This is a genomic window from Pseudomonas sp. MF6394 (genome assembly GCF_002018845.1).
GTDB lineage: Bacteria > Pseudomonadota > Gammaproteobacteria > Pseudomonadales > Pseudomonadaceae > Aquipseudomonas > Aquipseudomonas lactis.
On record NZ_MVOJ01000008.1, the window covers coordinates 185009 to 202030 of the forward strand.

Here is a 17022-nt window from a genome sequence, read left to right on the forward strand (position 1 = left end):
TTTATTGATGGCCGATTCTGCGAAAAGCCTGGCGTGGGAAGAATCGGCAGAGGCAAATACTTAGTTCAGATTTTTCTAAACTAAAGCCTGGGTTAAACTCCCTGATCCCTGTAGGAGCGAGCTTGCTCGCGAAAAACGTCAACGATGATGCGCAGCCCCAGAATGTGCGCGGCGTCCTCAGGTTTTTCGCGAGCAAGCTCGCTTCTACAGTTAGTTGCAGTTTATGGAGCCCCCATGGCCAACGCCTTGCCCGATTTGAAACTGCTGCGCATCTTCGTCAGCGTCGTGCGCCATCAAGGGTTCGCCAATGCCCAGCACGAACTCAACCTGTCGACGTCGGCCATCAGCACCTACATGAGCCAACTCGAATCTGCCTTGGGCCTGGTGCTGTGCCATCGTGGCCGTGGCGGCTTCAGCCTGACCAGCAAGGGCGAACTGTTTCATCAGGAAACCCTGCGCCTGTTGGGCGAACTCGAAGGTTTCGAGCAATACGCCGCTGCGTTGAAAGGCGAATTGCGCGGCACCCTCAAACTCGGGGTGCTTGACTCCACCGTCAGCGACAAGGCCTTGCCGTTCGCTGAAGTGATTGGCGCCTACAGCCTGGAGCACCCGGCAGTGCATTTGCACCTGTCGGTGATGAGCCCCTACGAATTGCAACTGGGGGTTCAGGACAACCGTCTGGACCTGGCCATCGGCGCGTTTTCCAACCGCATGAGCGGGCTGGTCTACATGCCGCTGTACCGCGAACAGCACTGGTTGTATTGCAGCACCCGGCACCCATTGTTCAACGAGCGGCGCATCCCGGAACAAGTGATCACCCAGCAACGCATGGTCGGGCGAGGTTACTGGAGCCAGGCCGAACTGGCGCGCCACGGCTTCAAGCACAGCGCTGCGACGGTGGAAAGTATGGAAGCGCAACTGATTCTGGTGCTGTCGGGCGCTTACATTGGCTACCTGCCGGAGCACTACGCCCAGGCCTGGGCAGACAAGGGCGACCTGCGTGTACTGCTGCCAGCCACCTTCGGCTACCAGGCACCGTTTTCGATGATCATGCGCCGTGGCCGCAGCCGCGAGCCACTGATCCAGACCTTCCGCGATTTGCTCAAGACCCAGCTCAACCAGGCCTGAACACACCATGTCTCGACCCCACTGCCCGCGCTGCCTGCGCCCGACCACGCACTGCCTCTGTGCGCTGATCCCCCACCTCGACAGCCGCACCCGCGTGTTGCTGTTGCAGCACCCGAGCGAGGTCGGCCATGCGCTCAATACGGCGCGGTTGGCGGCGTTGGGCCTGAACAATGCGCAGTTGGTGGTGGGGGAGGTGTTTGATGACTTGGCGACGCTATTGAACCCGCCTGGCTATCGGGCACGGCTGTTGTTCCCGGCGGATGACGCCGAGCCGCTGCACGCCTATGCACCTGACGATCAGCCACTGCTGTTGGTGGTTCCCGATGGCACTTGGCGCAAGGCACGCAAGCTGTTGCACCTCAACCCTTTGCTGGCGGCATTGCCCCGGGTGACCTTGGTCGAAAGCGGCGTTTCCCGCTATCGCTTGCGCAAAGCGCCGGGGCCTGGCGCCTTGTCGACGGTCGAAGCGATCACGCAAGCCTTGCAGGTATTGGAAGCGCCGACGTCGTTCGAGCCGCTGCTCAAACCCTTTGAAGCGCTGATCGAAGGGCAGATTGCCGCAATGGGCGATGAAGTTTTCCAGCGTAACCATGGCGACCCGACATAAACGCTGCTTATGCCTTTAAGCCATAAGCACCGCACTTTGCGTGATATGGCCCGCCGGCCTTTCCCGGTATGATGTGCGCCCCGCAGTCTGGATTGCGAATACGCCATGACCTTGCAGTACCCAACAATCGCCGATTGCGTCGGCAACACGCCCCTGGTCCGCTTGCAACGCATGGCGGGTGAAACCAGCAATACCCTGTTGCTCAAACTCGAGGGCAACAACCCGGCGGGCTCGGTCAAAGACCGCCCGGCGCTGTCGATGATCGCCCGCGCCGAGTTGCGTGGGCAGATCAAGCCCGGCGACACCCTGATCGAAGCCACCTCGGGTAACACCGGGATCGCCCTGGCCATGGCCGCGGCGATCAAGGGCTACAAAATGGTGTTGATCATGCCCGACAACGGCAGCGCCGAGCGCAAGGCGGCGATGACCGCCTATGGCGCCCAGCTGATCCTGGTGACCCAGGAAGAAGGCATGGAAGGCGCCCGTGATCTTGCCGAGCGCATGGCCGCCGAAGGCCGTGGCGTGGTGCTCGATCAGTTCGCCAACGGCGACAACCCCGAGGCGCACTACACCAGCACCGGCCCGGAGATCTGGCGCCAGACCCAGGGCACCATCACCCACTTCGTCAGCTCCATGGGCACCACCGGTACCATCATGGGCAACTCGCGCTACCTCAAGGAGCAGAACCCGGCGATCCAGATCGTCGGCCTGCAACCGATGGAAGGCGCGGCCATCCCGGGTATTCGTCGTTGGCCCGAAGAGTATTTGCCGAAGATCTACAACGCCACGCGGGTAGACCGCATCATCGACATGGCCCAGCGCGAAGCCGAAGACACTACCCGCCGCCTGGCCCGTGAAGAAGGCATTTTCTGCGGTGTGTCCTCCGGTGGCGCCGTGGCCGGTATGTTGCGCTTGTCCAAAGAAGTGGAAAACGCGGTGATCGTCGCGATCATCTGTGACCGAGGCGACCGTTACCTGTCGACCGGCATTTTCGACGAACCCAACTGATGGCCAAGCACGAGAGAGGCCTGCGCTTCCAACCGACGGGCGGCAGCCGGGCCCCACAGATACCCGTGGGCAAGAAACAGCGCCTGACCATCGAGCGCCTGGCCAATGACGGCCGGGGCATCGTGTTCTTTGAAGGCCGCACCTGGTTTGTGAATGGCGCGTTGGCCGGTGAAGAGGTGGAAGCACGGGTGTTGGGCACCCATGGCAAAGTGGTCGAGGCGCGTACCGAACGGGTATTTCAGGCCAGCGAACTGCGTCGCCCGGCACCCTGCGCCCATGTTGGCCGCTGCGGCGGTTGCAGCGTGCAGCACCTGCCCCATGAAGAACAACTTGCCCTGAAACAGCGCATGCTCGCCGAGCAATTGTCTCGGGTGGCCGGCGTCGAGCCGCAGGAGTGGGCAGCGCCGTTGAGCGGGCCGGAATTCGGTTATCGGCGCCGCGCCCGCGTGGCCGTACGTTGGGACGCCAAGGCGAAGAAACTCGAAGTGGGTTTTCGCGCCGTGGCCAGCCAGGACATCGTCGCTATCGATGATTGCCCGGTGCTGGTACAGGCCTTGCAACCGATCATGCAGCGTTTGCCAACGATGCTGCGTCGCTTGAGCAAACCGCAGGCGTTGGGGCATGTCGAGTTGTTCAGCGGTTCGTCCATCGCCGTGTTGCTGCGGCATATGGCACCGTTGTCCGAGGCTGACCTGCAGATCCTCAAGGAATTCTGCGCCTTCCATGACGCCCAACTGTGGCTGCACGGGGAAGGGCAGCCGGAGCCCGTCGAACCGGGCCAGGCCCTGGGCTTTCGCCTGGATGCCTGGGATCTGGAGCTGGCATACCGCCCGGGTGACTTTGTGCAGGTCAACGCCGGGGTCAACCAGGCGATGGTCGCCCAGGCCCTGCAATGGCTGGCGCCACAAGCCGACGAACGGGTACTGGACCTGTTTTGCGGCCTGGGCAACTTTGCCCTGCCACTGGCTCGCAATGTGCGCGAAGTGGTGGCGGTGGAGGGCGTGCAGGCCATGGTGGAGCGTGCGGCGCTCAATGCCGTCAGCAACCATTTGCATAACGCGCAGTTTTTTCAGGCCGATTTGTCCCAGCCTTTGACCGACGCAGAATGGGCCAAACAGGGCTTTTCTGCGGTACTCTTGGACCCACCCCGCGATGGTGCCCTGGAGGTTGTGCGCAAACTTGCAGCCTTGGGGGCCAAGCGCCTGGTGTATGTGTCCTGCAACCCAGCCACGCTGGCGCGGGACACAGTTGAGTTGGTCAAGCAAGGCTACCGGCTAAAGCGTGCCGGGATCCTCGACATGTTTCCGCAGACCGCGCATGTCGAGGCCATGGCGTTATTTGAAGCGGGCTAGGATGCCCGTTTAATCCGACTGGCCTGCGTTCTCCAGGGCCTGAACACTGCCACGGAGCTCGCAGTAAAAGTCGGCGATGATTTTGGCGCATCCAAGGTGCGTCGTAGGGAAGGTAAGCAAGATGGTACAGGTGAGAGCACACCAGCCGATCAACACCGACGGCAGTATCAATCTCGAGGCATGGCTGGATCATGCCGTCAGTGTCGACCCGGCACTGGACCGTGAAGCCTTGAAAGCAGCCTGCGAGTTCGCTCGTGAGTCTGAACAGCAAGACAATGCGGCCAAGAACCTGTGGGCCGAAGGCACTTCAAGTTTTCGCACCGGCCTGGAAATCGCCGAGATCCTCGCCGATCTCAAGCTGGACCAGGATTCGCTGATCGCCGCCGTGCTCTATCGCGGCGTGCGCGAAGGGCACATTGCGTTGCCGCTGGTCAGCCAGCGTTTCGGCGCGGTGGTGGCCAAGCTGATCGACGGCGTGCTGCGCATGGCGGCCATCAGCGCCAGCCTCAGCCCGCGCCAGTCGATGGTGCTGGGCACCCAGGGCCAGGTAGAGAACCTGCGCAAAATGCTGGTGGCGATGGTCGACGACGTGCGCGTCGCCCTGATCAAGCTGGCCGAACGCACCTGCGCGATCCGGGCGGTAAAGACCGCTGATGACGAAAAGCGCAACCGCGTGGCCCGCGAAGTCTTCGACATCTACGCGCCGCTGGCCCATCGCCTGGGCATCGGCCATATCAAGTGGGAGCTGGAGGATTTGTCCTTCCGCTACCTGGAACCCGACCAATACAAACAGATCGCCACCCTGCTGCATGAGCGGCGACTGGACCGCGAGCGCTTTATCAGCGACGTAATGGGCCAGTTGCGTTCGGAGTTGCAGGCCACCGGCGTGGACGCCGATATCAGCGGCCGCGCCAAGCACATCTATTCCATCTGGCGCAAAATGCAGCGCAAGGGCCTGGCCTTCAGCCAGATCTACGATGTGCGTGCGGTGCGCGTGCTGGTGCCGGAAATGCGCGATTGCTACACCGCGCTGGGTATCGTCCACACGCTGTGGCGGCACATCCCCAAGGAATTCGACGACTACATCGCCAACCCCAAGGAAAACGGCTACCGCTCGCTGCACACGGCGGTAATCGGCCCTGAAGGCAAGGTGCTGGAAGTGCAGATCCGCACCCACGCCATGCACGAAGAGGCCGAGCTGGGGGTGTGCGCGCACTGGCGCTACAAGGGCACCGACGTCAAGGCCGGGTCCAACCAGTACGAAGAGAAAATTTCCTGGCTGCGCCAAGTGCTGGAATGGCACGAAGAGCTCGGCGACATCGGCGGCCTGGCCGAACAGCTGCGGGTGGATATCGAACCGGACCGGGTCTATATCTTCACGCCCGACGGCCACGCCATCGACCTGCCCAAGGGCGCCACGCCGCTGGACTTTGCCTACCGCGTGCACACCGAAATCGGGCATAACTGCCGCGGCGCCAAGATCAACGGGCGCATCGTGCCGCTCAACTACAGCCTGCAAACCGGTGAACAGGTCGAGATCATCACCAGCAAGCACGGCACGCCGAGCCGCGACTGGCTGAACCCGAACCTGGGCTACATCACCACTTCGCGGGCGCGGGCGAAGATCGTCCACTGGTTCAAACTGCAGGCGCGTGACCAGAACGTCGCCGCCGGCAAGACCTTGCTTGAACGCGAACTGGCGCGCCTGGGCCTGCCTCAGGTGGACTTCGACAAGCTGGCCGAAAAGGCCAACATGAAGATCGCCGAAGACATGTTCGCCGCCCTCGGCGCGGGCGACCTGCGCCTGGCGCAACTGGTCAACCTGGCCCAGCAACTGGTCGAGCCGGAGCGCGGCAACGAACAGCTGGAGCTGATCCCGCGCAAAGCCACTGGCTACAAGCCGGGCAAGCGTGGCGATATCCAGATCCAGGGCGTGGGCAACCTGATGACGCAGATGGCCGGCTGCTGCCAGCCGTTGCCGGGCGACGCGATTGTCGGCTACATCACCCAGGGCCGTGGCGTGAGCATTCACCGCCAGGATTGCGCCTCGGTGCTGCAGTTGGGCGGGCGCGAACCGGAGCGGATCATCCAGGTCAGCTGGGGCCCGGTGCCGGTGCTCACGTACCCGGTGGACATCATCATCCGTGCCTACGACCGTTCCGGCCTGCTGCGTGACGTCTCGCAAGTGCTGCTCAACGAGCGGATCAACGTGCTGGCGGTCAACACCCGCTCGAACAAGGAAGACAACACTGCGTTGATGTCGCTGACCATCGAGATTCCGGGTTTGGACGCACTCGGGCGGTTGCTGGGGCGGATTTCCCAGTTGCCGAACATCATCGAAACCCGGCGCAACCGCACACCATGAAAATCTGAATGAACACGCAGTAACCTGTGGGAGCGGGCTTGCTCGCGAATGCGGTTTGTCAGTGCCGGATGTGTCGACTGGCCCACCGCTTTCGCGAGCAAGCCCGCTCCCACATTGGATTTTCAGTGTTTTCACTCCAGCGGAAAGAGATTGATGTATTCACTCGAAGACCTGCTGCACCTGATGAGCCGCCTGCGCGACCCGCAGTACGGCTGCCCGTGGGACATCAAGCAAACCTACGCCACCATCGTCCCGCACACGCTGGAAGAAGCCTATGAAGTGGCCGACGCCATCGAGCGCGGCGATTTCGATCATCTGCAAGGCGAGCTGGGCGACCTGCTGTTCCAGGTGGTCTATTACAGCCAACTGGCCCGCGAAGAAGGGCGCTTCGAATTTGCCGGCGTGATCGACAGCATTACCCGTAAGTTGATTCGCCGGCATCCTCACGTGTTCCCAACCGGCGACCTGTACGCGCCGCTGGATATCCCGCAGTTGAGCGAAGAACAGGTCAAGCAGCGCTGGGAGCAGATCAAGGCTGAGGAGCGCGCAGAAAAGTCCGACGCCCCCGAGCAACTCTCCCTGCTCGATGATGTGCCCACCGCCTTACCGTCGTTGTCCCGTGCGGCCAAATTGCAAAAGCGCGCCAGCCAGGTCGGTTTCGACTGGCCGTCCGCGTTGCCGGTGGTGGACAACGTGCGCGAAGAGTTGGACGAAGTGCTCGAAGCCATGGCCGATAACGACTCGGCAGCCATTGCCGATGAAGTCGGCGACCTGCTGTTTGCCGCGGTCAACCTGGCGCGTCACCTCAAGGTCGACCCGGAAACCGCCTTGCGCGGCGCCAATGCCAAGTTCGAACGACGTTTCCGATTTATCGAACAGGCATTGCGCGATACACACCAACCCATAGAAGATTGCACCCTCGAAGTGTTGGACGCCCTCTGGGGTGAAGCCAAACGTCAGGAAAAGAATGTGTCCAACTGCGGTTGAGCAGTTGCCTAAGTGAGTAAGCACCATGAGCCTTTCCCTTCGCGACCAGTTGCTCAAAGCAGGTCTGGTCAACCAAAAGCAGGCCAAGCAGGTCGGCAAAGAGAAACAGAAACAGCAGCGCCTGGTCCACAAAGGCCAGGCCGAAGTCGATGACACCCAGGCGCGCCTGGCCGCCGAGGCCCAGGCCGAGAAGGTCAAGCGTGACCAGGAGCTGAACCGTCAGCAGCAGGAAAAAGCCGAGGCCAAGGCGCGTACCGCCCAGGTCAAGCAACTGATCGAAACCTCACGCCTGCCCAAGCTGACCACCGAGGACTACTACAACTTCGTGGATGACAAGAAGGTCAAGCGCCTGTCGGTCAACACGCTGATGCGCAACAAGCTGAGCAACGGTTCCCTGGCGATCGTGCACCACGGTGGCGGCTACGAGGTGATCCCGCGCGAGGCCGCGCTGAAGATCCAGGAGCGCGCGCCGGAGCGTATCGTGCAGCTCAACATCCTCACCGAAAGCCAGGTGCCGGATGAGGACGATCCGTACGCCGCTTACCAGATCCCTGATGATCTGATGTGGTAAGCATCTAGAAACGACAAACCCCGCCAAAAGGCGGGGTTTGTGTTTTAAGCGTGCAGCGTCAGCCTGTTACCAATCCACGGCGTAACTCAGGCTGAAGGTACGACCCTCGGCATTCGGGTACGGTGCACGGGCGTTGGCCTGGGCGAACATGTTCTGGTAGTTGCGATTGGTGAGGTTGTACACCGCACCTTCCAGGCGGCCTACCGGTAGCCTTACCGAGCCCAGCAGGTCAACCAGGGTGTAGCCCTGGATATCGCGACCGTTGTTGTCCTTGGCCGCCGCGTCGTAATTGGCCAGGCGCATGCCCTGCAAGCGCAGGCTGTAGTCGTCACGCTCATAGCCGACAAAGGCTGTGGTCTTGGCGGGAGAGATGCGGGTGGCAGGCAAGTCGATCCACTTGCCGTTCTGCTGGGTCTCGCCTTTGGCGTACGCGTAAGTACCGCCGACGGACCATTGGTCGGTGATGTTATAGGTCAGGCCGGTTTCGACGCCACGCACGCGCTCTTTCTGATTGATCAGGCGCAGCACACGATCATTGGCATCATAGAACTGCGTGACATCCGAGGTGTTTTCATACGCGGTGACACTGGCCTGCCACTTGTCCCAGTCGCCGCGCCAGCCCAGCTCGTAGCTGTCGACTTTAAGGGCCTGGGCATTGAGGTCCTGGATATCGTATTTGCTGCTCACGTCACGCAGGAAGCGCTGGATATCCGGCAGGGAAAAGCCTTGGCTGAAGTTGACGAACACATCCTGGTTGTCGGTCAGGTGGTACACCGCACCGAGGTTATACAGCGTGTCATCGTATTTGAGCGTGCCACCGGGCAGTGTCGCGCGGTTGCCGGTCTGGACGATTTCGCCATACGCGATGCTGTCAGAGACCTTGCTCTCAATCCACTCGCGACGTACGCCACCGCGCAAGGTCCAGTTGTCGATGTCGTAGGACAGTTGGCCAAAGATGGCTTTGGTGGTGGTCTCGATGTCCGGGCCCAGTTCGAACGTGGTACCGGTTTTGGTGTAGGTCAGGCCATTGACCCGGTATTGGTCGCCACGCTGGCGTGAGGTTTCATGGTCGTAGTCCGCGCCCCATACCAGGTTGCCCGTTGCCGGGCCGATGTCCGGCATCTGGGTATCGACCGCTGCACGCAGGCCGTAGACGTCCTGCACGCTGTTGTTGTCTGACACGCCTGCCCGGCCTCGGGACAGGTCCGGGAAGAACAGTGCATCCGCCCGCCGCCAGTAACTTTCGACCTGCAAGCCCTGGCCGTAAAAATCCTTGTCGGCGTAGTTGAGGTTGACCGCCTGGTTATGGGTGTAGGGTTGGTCGCCCAGGTCCAGGCCTTTTACGGCGACTGCGTCGCTGGTGATGCGGGGGTTCTTGGTGTAGCGGGTGTCTTGTTCGTCTTTATAGTCTTGCAGCGACAGGCTGATCTTCTTGTCATCATCAAGCTCATAGCCGAAGCGACCTTGCAGGTCGTAGGTATCGGTGTCCATGTTGCTGCCCTGGGACGTGTCCTGGGGAATGCGCTTGCCATTACCGTCGAACTGATCGTTGCGCTGTACGGTGTTGCCCGAGAGGTACCAGTCCACCGGGCCCTTGCGCCCGGTGGCGCTTTGGAACGCCTGGTAAGCGAACCCCTTGTGGCTGAGGTTGTTGCCGGCGGTCATGCCGATCTTGCTGCTGAACGCCAGGTCTTCACCTTGGTTGCGTTTGGTGATGATGTTGATGATGCCGCCCGATGCGCCTGCGCCATAGACACTGCTGGCGCCAGAGATCACTTCGATACGCTCGATGCTTTCTGGTGCCACGCTGTTGAGCTGGCGGAAGTTATCGCGCGTGGCGTTTTGCGAAACCCCGTCGATCAGGATCAGGGTATTACGCCCGCGAAGCGTCTGACCGAAGTTGCTCATGCCGCCGCTGGAGGGCGCAATGCCAGGCACCAGTTGGCCGAGGATATCGGCGACCCGACGTCCTGCACCCGTCTGCTGGCGGATCTGCTCTTGATTGATCACCTGCACCGAGCCTGGAATCTGCGCAATGCTGGTTTCGCTGCGCGTGGCCGAAACCACTGTCGCCTGTAGTTGCAGGCTGGTCGGCGTTGCCGGTGTCTGCTCGGTCTGATCGGCCCAGGCAGGGGCGCTTATCGACCCAAGAAGTGGCAGCAGTACTGCCCATTGCGATGTGTTCATGATCATGTCTCAGAGTTATTAGAAGTATTGACAGAAAAATCGGATGTCTCAGGCGCTCGCGCAAACGAACGGATGGCGCGGATACTCATGGCGGCCAAGGCGTAGGTCAGTGCGACCAGCCAGAAGCTGTGCGCCAGGCCCACCCATCCCATGCCGATACCGCCCAACAGTGCGCCGCACAGTGCACCGGCTTTGGCGGCGCTGTTGCCCATGCCCAGGGCAAAACCCTGCTGGTTGTGCGCTACGGTAGTGGCGATCAGTGTGTAGGCCACGGGCAACAAAGCACCCTGCCACACGCCCCACAGCAGCCGGCTGGCGATAAAACCCAACCATTCACTGGCCAGTGCCGTGCAGGCCAGCGTGACCGCGCAGGCCCAGGTGACCCACTCGATGATGCGCAGCGTATGGGCTGGCTGATGCCGATCGAACAGGCGGCCCCACAACGGCGCGGACAGTGCCAGGGTCAAGGCGCTGGCGCCATAGCTGGCGCCGATCAGCCACGCGGGTGCGTGCAAAACCTCGGCGACATACAGGGCGTAAAACGGTTGCGGCATCATCCTGGCTGCCTGGATCAATACGATGATCCCCAGCATCGCGCCAATCCAGCCTTTGGGGAGTGCGGCAGGCTGGGACGTGCGGGCGGGTCTCGATCGTGGTGAGTCGCTGGGTAAAAACGCGCTGATTATCGCGCACAACAGGCAGACGCCGGTGGCGCTGTAGCACAGCAATGCGAAACCGGATATGTCCATCAGCCAGCCGCCCAACACCGGCCCGGCCAGGGAACCTACGGCGGTGGCTGATTGCAGCCGGGCAAGAATGTGCCCCCGTCCGCCGTCACCGCAGCAGGCCAGCGCGTAGGCTTGGGCTGCGGCGATGAAACCGGCCAATGCGCCTTGTACTACACGGATAGCCACCAGCCACCATGGATCAGGCGTAATTGCAGCCAGCGCCTGGCACACCGCTAACGCCAGCAGCGCGCGGATAATCATGAGCTTATGGCCGGTGCGGTCGCCCAGTTTCCCCCACATGGGTGTGAGGATCATCGCCGCCATCATTGGCCCTGCATACACCAGCGAAGACAGCAGGCCGGTGTACTGGGCATTGGCAACGCCCAGCAGCTTCTGGATTTGCAGCGGCCAGAACGGGCCGCTCATTTCCATCGCTCCCATCGACACCAACTGAATCACCACCAGCAGCCGCAGCGCTGTGTTGTTAGTCGGCATTGGCGGCCGCGCTCAACGGGTTAGGCAGACGCCCGACGATATCGGCATGACTCTCCAGCAGGCGCATGCGCATGAACGACTTGGCCGGCCACGCGTGCTCCAGCAGTGCTTCGCGTTCGGTGGCCCAGCGCTGCGGATCAACCTGCGAGCGCAGGTCGTCAAAACACTGGCTGACCTGTGCCGATAGTTCATCCCAGAGCAGCGCCTGGGGGATGTCGAAGTGGCGCGCGGCAAGCAGGATGAGCTCGCCCAGATGGCACATGAATACGGTGTGCAGGAGTTTGTCCCGTACGAAACCGGCGTCGTCGTACAGCGTCATCTTCGGGTCGTGCAGTTCAATGTCGAGGCCATGGGCGTGCAAGGTCTTGCGGTCGATTCGGATATCGCCGAAGTCGCGCAGCAACAGGCGGCTCAATTGTCCGTCTGCGGCCATCACCATGAAGGAGTTTTGCTGATGGGCCTCAAAAGCGATGCCATAACGCAAGTACATGCCCAGCAGTGCTGGCACGGTGATCGCTGCGTAGTCATGGAAGAACGCGAGCATGGCCGCCGCGTCATCCTTGCCTTGGCTCAGGCGCACCCACTGGCGTAGCAGTGGCTGGCCGTGTTGATCAATGGCAAACAGGCTGCCCACTGGCACGGCCATTTCCCCTGGCTGGAGCTGGCTCTGGGGATTGTCGCGATAGAGCACCGCCAAGTGGCGGGAGTGCTCATCATTGGCCGGTTGTGGCTGGAAATGCACGCCGATCCGCTCGGGAACGATGTTCAGGCGTTTTTGAATGACCGGTTCGCGTTCCAGGATGCTCAGCAGCAGATGGCTGATCCGTGGACCCATGCGCGCTGAGCGCGGCGATACGGTGCGCTGTACGCTGGTCAGGCGCAGTGACACGGGCAGCTTGACCATCGGCGCATCGCGACGGCCCTCAGGTAACACGGTCCTGAATGACATGGTGGGGTGGGCGGTAAACGCGACGATATCGGTCAGCACCAGCAGCTTGTCGCCGATTTCGTTGGCGAACAGTTGGGGCAGCTCCTGGCGTGCCTGCCAAGGGTGGGCGGGCAATGGCAGATAATCGCCTGCCTCAAGACCCTGTGCTTGCAGGGCTGCGGTCAATTGCTGTGCCGCTTGCGGGAAGTGCTCGTTCCACCACTGCCAGTAATCGGCGGTACCGGCCAACTTTTCGACATGGGCAAACTGGCGATGTAGCGCACACAGCAGCACCGGGAAGCGTGCTTCGAACTCTGGCGAATAGTCGATGACTTGCTCGGTATTCAGGCCCAGCTTGGTCTTGTAGTTGGGGTGCCATGGGTGACCCAATGTTCCCCACTGTTCAAGCACGGAAGTCGGGTTGATAACGCTCGGGCTGTTTTTGAGATGACTCAGCAGGTTGTCTTGATGCACTGGGTCCATGGACGCCTGCAACTTGAGCGTCCATTGCTCATGGAAGGCCAGGCACAAGGTGTCGTTGATGAAGCTGTCGTCGATCTCAACGTTGAGGCGGTTGAGCACTTCCCGGTCGGCAGGCGACTCAAGGCTGGCGTTAAGCAACGTCAACAACTGTGAGGGGAACTGGATTTTCTGTTCGGGCTGGCCTTGGCGCAACAGGATGACTTCGCCGCGCAGGTCCCAGCTTGCCATGCGGCCAGGACGCAAATGTTCGAAACGCAGTCGGGCCTGGCAAGGCAGTGTCAGTGAGCAATGCCCATGTTCGTCATAAATGAGGGTGCTGGGGTCCAGCAGGCTTTCACGAAACAAAGCTTGGATCAGGCGTTGGAAGCTACGTTCGGCGGCGGGTGCCAGCGTTTTGATCAGGGCTTGGAGGCTGATGTGGCTGGCCTGAAATTGCTCGGTGGCAAGTGCTTCGCTCCAGCGTTGCAGTAACGCGTTTTCTGGCTTGCTGCTGTTTCCATGCATCTAATTGATTCCCTGATTCGTGAGCCTGAATGAAAGGTGCACGAATGATATCGAGAATCATTATTTGTGTGTGTTTTTGTTACATTAATTTATGGCGATTATTGACAAAAAAACCGCGCTCCAAAGGCGCGGTTTCTTGTAGACGGCCCGGCTGCGTGGGCCGGGCGTCAACATGATTTCAGAGCTTCAGGAGCTTTTTGCCTGGCGTTGCAGTTCGAGAGTTTCGAGCTCGTTTTTATAATTATGGGCGTCGCTCTCGTTGTGAAACATGCCGACCAATACGTCTTGCTGATGGACATCCCAGATGTGAATCCCGTGGCCTACGGCCTCATGGGACATATGTTCATCGTCGCGTTCAGTTACTTTTACAGTCATCTGTTTGCTCCAATCTCTGGTTGATCTGCGGCAAGTCGTCGCAGGCCTCTGTTATATGATTTGTTAGCTTGCTAAGTAAACTGATTTTGCGCGCAATAATTCATTGCAGGAAGCGCAACAATGCTGGAGGCCGCGTAAACCAAGGCATTGCGTCGCCACCACCGGGGCTTTATGACAAAAGTTTCATGTTCCGGGCGGCCAGGTTGACCTCGGCACCGCCATCGCAGGCAAGCCATAGGTATCTACACAACTTTGTAGGCTGTAGCAGCAGACGGTAACCACGATGCGAAGCGAGCCGCTCTTGATCTGCTTTTGATTTTGATCTTAAGCGCCCCGTTAAACCACGCTGGCCGGAATTCGACAGGGATTTGGGGGGTAAACCGGCAGGGATGCCGGTTTAGCCGCCCCGCGCCATGGATGGCGCGTGGCGGCGGCCCCCCAAATCTCTGGCGGATTACGGGCACACCGAGCCTAAGCGAGGTGCCGAGTGGTGGGGCAAGAGCGTTTTGCTTACTTTTGCGCTTTTCAAAAGTGAGCCGCTGTCAGAGCGGAACCCTAGGTGGCCGTTACCTAAATAACGGATATGTACCCGGTCCAACTGTGTTGACTGTTAGGCCGTCTTCGCGAGCAAGCCCGCTCCCACAGGTTGATCGCGGGGTGCCAGATAGATGGGCGTCGGCTGTCCGGTCGTCACGGGAGCAAGCTCCCTCGCCACAGGTTTAGCGTCGTACCGAAGTTGTGTAGATACCTATGCTGCGATAGCGGTAGTGGCTCCTCCTAAAAATGCCAGGCAAAAAAAAGCCCCGCATTCAGCGAGGCTCTTTCCAGCACATCAGCCCAATCAGCTACCCTTGACGGCCTTACCGTCAACAGTGCCATCCTGCAGCATGATGTTGTATTCCTTGCCATCGGTCTCAACCTGACGCAGGGCAACCAGGATGCCGCCCTGGTTCTTGGCAAACCACATCTGGGTGATGCGCTTGCTCTGCGACGGGTCGCGCACGCGCTCGACCTTGATCGCGTCGATCGAACCGACCTTGGTCTGGACTTTTTCCGAGCCGATCACGCGGAAGTCGTAGGTATCGGTATCAGTACCCTCAACCACGCGGTAGCTCATGCTCTTTTTGCCCGCAGCCACATCACGCTGCAGGGCGAGTTGATAGGTGGACTTGTCGAGCATGCCGCTTTCGAGCGTGACATTGACCGGGTCTTTGTTTTCAAAGCCGGTGACTTTCTTGGCGCTCTGGTCGAAATCCAGGTTGATCTTCTTCGCCTTGCCCAGGCCGCCGCGTTCGAAGCTGTAGCTCTTGGGTTGCAGGGTGTCCTTGTCGAACAGGATCACACTGGTTTCGGTCAGGCTGGCAATCATCATCGAGGCCTTGAAATTCAAGGTCCAGGTACCGTCGCCATTCTTGGCCAGGCTGCGTTCAGCCGAACCGCTCATGGGCAGTTGTTTCCAGTCGGCGGTGTAGCTGACGGAGAAGGGGTGAAGGTCTGCCGCTTGTACGGCAGGCAAAGCGAACAGCGCAAAAGCGAAAAGCAGGGCGCGACGCATAAAATCTCCTAGGTTCGAATCAAGTGGCCGCTGGCCGCGAGTAACTGGCCGTCCAATAATGCACCCTGGTCGCCAAGAATCAACCGTCCTTCGGCAAACCAGCGAACAGCCAGCGGGTAAATCCTGTGTTCCTGGGTATGAACCCGTTGCGCAAGCGTCTGCGCCGAGTCGCCTGACTCTACCGGAACCACTGCCTGTACGACCAGAGGCCCGCCATCGAGTTCCTCGGTCACAAAGTGCACGCTGCAGCCATGCTCACTGTCGCCGGCGTCGAGGGCGCGCTGGTGGGTGTGCATGCCTTTGTACTTGGGCAGCAGGGAAGGGTGGATATTGAGCAGGCGCCCTTCGTAGTGCCGGACGAAATCTGCGCTGAGGATGCGCATGAAACCGGCAAGGACCACGAGTTTGGGCTTGAAGGCGTCGATCAGTTCGATCAAGGCGCTGTCGAAGGCCTCGCGACCGTCGAACGCCTTGTGATCCAGGGAGCGAGTATCGATACCCGCGTCACGGGCGCGTTGCAGACCGTAGGCGTCGCTGCGGTTGGAAATCACCGCAGCGATGCGCACCGGGCTGTCGCCGGTGCGCGTGCTGTCGATCAGGGCCTGCAAGTTACTGCCGGTGCCGGAAAGCAGCACCACGACATCACAGGTCTGGGGCATCAGTGAGCCTTGAGGTTCTTCAGTTCAACCTGGGCTGCGCCTTCGGCAGCAGTGGCGATCTGGCCAATGACCCAAGGTTGCTCGCCGGCTTCACGCAGCACGTTCAGTGCGGTTTCAACGTGTTCCTGCGCAACGCAGATCACCATGCCCACGCCGCAGTTGAGCACGCGGTGCATTTCGGTTTCGTTGACGTTGCCTTTTTCCTGCAGCCAATCGAAGACTGCCGGGCGCTGCCAGCTGGCCACGTCGACAATCGCCTGGGCGCCTTTTGGCAGGACGCGCGGGATGTTGTCCAGCAGGCCGCCACCGGTGATGTGGGCCATGGCCTTGACAGCGCCGGTGTCCTTGATCAGCTTGAGCAGTGGCTTGACGTAGATGCGGGTCGGCGCCATCAGCAGGTCGGTCAGTGGCTTGCCGTCGAGCTGGATGTTCTCGATGTCGGCGCCGGACACTTCGATGATCTTGCGGATCAGCGAGTAACCGTTGGAGTGCGGGCCGGACGATGGCAAGGCGAGCAGGGCGTCACCCGCGGCTACTTTGGAACCGTCGATGATCTCGGCTTTTTCCACCACGCCGACGCAGAAACCGGCCAGGTCGTAGTCTTCGCCTTCGTACATGCCTGGCATTTCAGCGGTTTCACCGCCCACCAGGGAGCAACCCGACAGTTCGCAGCCAGCACCGATGCCGGTCACGACCTGGGTAGCGGTCTCGACATTGAGCTTGCCGGTGGCGTAGTAGTCGAGGAAGAACAGCGGCTCGGCGCCGCACACCACCAGGTCGTTGACGCACATGGCGACCAGGTCGATGCCGATGCTGTCGTGCTTGTTCAGGTTCAGGGCCAGGCGCAGCTTGGTGCCCACGCCGTCGGTGCCGGACACCAGTACAGGCTGCTTGTAGCCGGCCGGGATTTCGCAGAGGGCGCCAAAACCGCCCAGGCCACCCATGACTTCAGGGCGCGCAGTGCGCTTGGCGACGCTCTTGATGCGTTCGACCAATGCTTCACCGGCGTCGATGTCTACACCGGCGTCCTTGTAGCTCAGGGAGGGTTGCTTGCTCATGATCCAGGCCTTTAGGGGGGATTTCTGGGTAA

At 60.7% G+C, this 17022-nt stretch carries 14 protein-coding genes; 7 read left to right on the forward strand and 7 right to left on the reverse strand.

Going from position 1 to position 17022, the window contains the following annotated elements; translation table 11 throughout:
• The first annotated feature begins 234 nt into the window (after nt 1-234).
• The 7 genes from MF6394_RS11425 (at nt 235) to MF6394_RS11455 (ending at nt 8018) form a co-directional block, all read left to right on the forward strand.
• Nucleotides 235-1128: a LysR family transcriptional regulator gene (locus MF6394_RS11425; protein WP_032895879.1), complete on the forward strand. Its 894-nt coding sequence runs from the start codon at nt 235-237 to the stop codon at nt 1126-1128.
• 7 nt (nt 1129-1135) lie between these two features.
• Nucleotides 1136-1735: a tRNA-uridine aminocarboxypropyltransferase gene (locus tag MF6394_RS11430; protein ID WP_069557106.1), complete on the forward strand. Its 600-nt coding sequence runs from the start codon at nt 1136-1138 to the stop codon at nt 1733-1735.
• Between the two features lie 105 nt (nt 1736-1840).
• Nucleotides 1841-2743: a cysteine synthase CysM gene (gene cysM / locus MF6394_RS11435; RefSeq protein ID WP_003193080.1), complete on the forward strand. Its 903-nt coding sequence runs from the start codon at nt 1841-1843 to the stop codon at nt 2741-2743.
• Nucleotides 2743-4095 carry a 23S rRNA (uracil(1939)-C(5))-methyltransferase RlmD gene (rlmD, locus tag MF6394_RS11440; protein ID WP_044275009.1) on the forward strand — a complete coding sequence of 451 codons (1353 nt, stop codon included), beginning with the start codon at nt 2743-2745 and terminating at the stop codon, nt 4093-4095. The genes cysM and rlmD overlap by 1 nt, the downstream gene beginning before the upstream one ends.
• A 121-nt stretch (nt 4096-4216) precedes the next feature.
• Nucleotides 4217-6460: a GTP diphosphokinase gene (gene relA, locus MF6394_RS11445; protein WP_003193076.1), complete on the forward strand. Its 2244-nt coding sequence runs from the start codon at nt 4217-4219 to the stop codon at nt 6458-6460.
• 153 nt (nt 6461-6613) lie between these two features.
• The gene (mazG, locus tag MF6394_RS11450; protein ID WP_078466702.1) at nt 6614-7447 is read left to right on the forward strand and encodes a nucleoside triphosphate pyrophosphohydrolase; all 834 of its coding nucleotides are present in this window, start codon (nt 6614-6616) and stop codon (nt 7445-7447) included.
• Between the two features lie 25 nt (nt 7448-7472).
• On the forward strand, nt 7473-8018 hold the full coding sequence (locus MF6394_RS11455) for a DUF2058 domain-containing protein (protein ID WP_003193073.1): 546 nt from the start codon (nt 7473-7475) through the stop codon (nt 8016-8018).
• 66 nt (nt 8019-8084) lie between these two features.
• On the opposite strand, the gene MF6394_RS11460 is transcribed toward MF6394_RS11455, so the two are convergent.
• The 7 genes from MF6394_RS11460 to purM form a co-directional block, all read right to left on the reverse strand.
• Complete coding sequence (locus MF6394_RS11460) at nt 8085-10205, reverse strand: TonB-dependent receptor (RefSeq protein ID WP_078466703.1); 2121 nt, start codon at nt 10203-10205, stop codon at nt 8085-8087.
• A 2-nt stretch (nt 10206-10207) separates the two neighbouring features.
• A complete protein-coding gene (locus MF6394_RS11465) occupies nt 10208-11428 on the reverse strand; it encodes an MFS transporter (protein ID WP_078466704.1) in 1221 nt (406 codons plus the stop codon).
• A complete protein-coding gene (locus tag MF6394_RS11470) occupies nt 11418-13343 on the reverse strand; it encodes an IucA/IucC family protein (protein ID WP_078466705.1) in 1926 nt (641 codons plus the stop codon). Before MF6394_RS11470 ends, MF6394_RS11465 begins: the two co-directional genes overlap by 11 nt.
• Before the next feature lie 186 nt (nt 13344-13529).
• The gene (locus MF6394_RS11475; protein ID WP_003193064.1) at nt 13530-13718 is read right to left on the reverse strand and encodes a hypothetical protein; all 189 of its coding nucleotides are present in this window, start codon (nt 13716-13718) and stop codon (nt 13530-13532) included.
• Between the two features lie 841 nt (nt 13719-14559).
• On the reverse strand, nt 14560-15273 hold the full coding sequence (locus MF6394_RS11480; RefSeq protein ID WP_032895894.1) for a DUF3108 domain-containing protein: 714 nt from the start codon (nt 15271-15273) through the stop codon (nt 14560-14562).
• Nucleotides 15274-15281: 8 nt separating this feature from the next.
• A complete protein-coding gene (purN, locus tag MF6394_RS11485; RefSeq protein ID WP_044268401.1) occupies nt 15282-15932 on the reverse strand; it encodes a phosphoribosylglycinamide formyltransferase in 651 nt (216 codons plus the stop codon).
• Nucleotides 15932-16990: a phosphoribosylformylglycinamidine cyclo-ligase gene (purM, locus tag MF6394_RS11490; protein ID WP_014719398.1), complete on the reverse strand. Its 1059-nt coding sequence runs from the start codon at nt 16988-16990 to the stop codon at nt 15932-15934. The genes purN and purM overlap by 1 nt, the downstream gene beginning before the upstream one ends.
• Between the last annotated feature and the right edge of the window lie 32 nt (nt 16991-17022).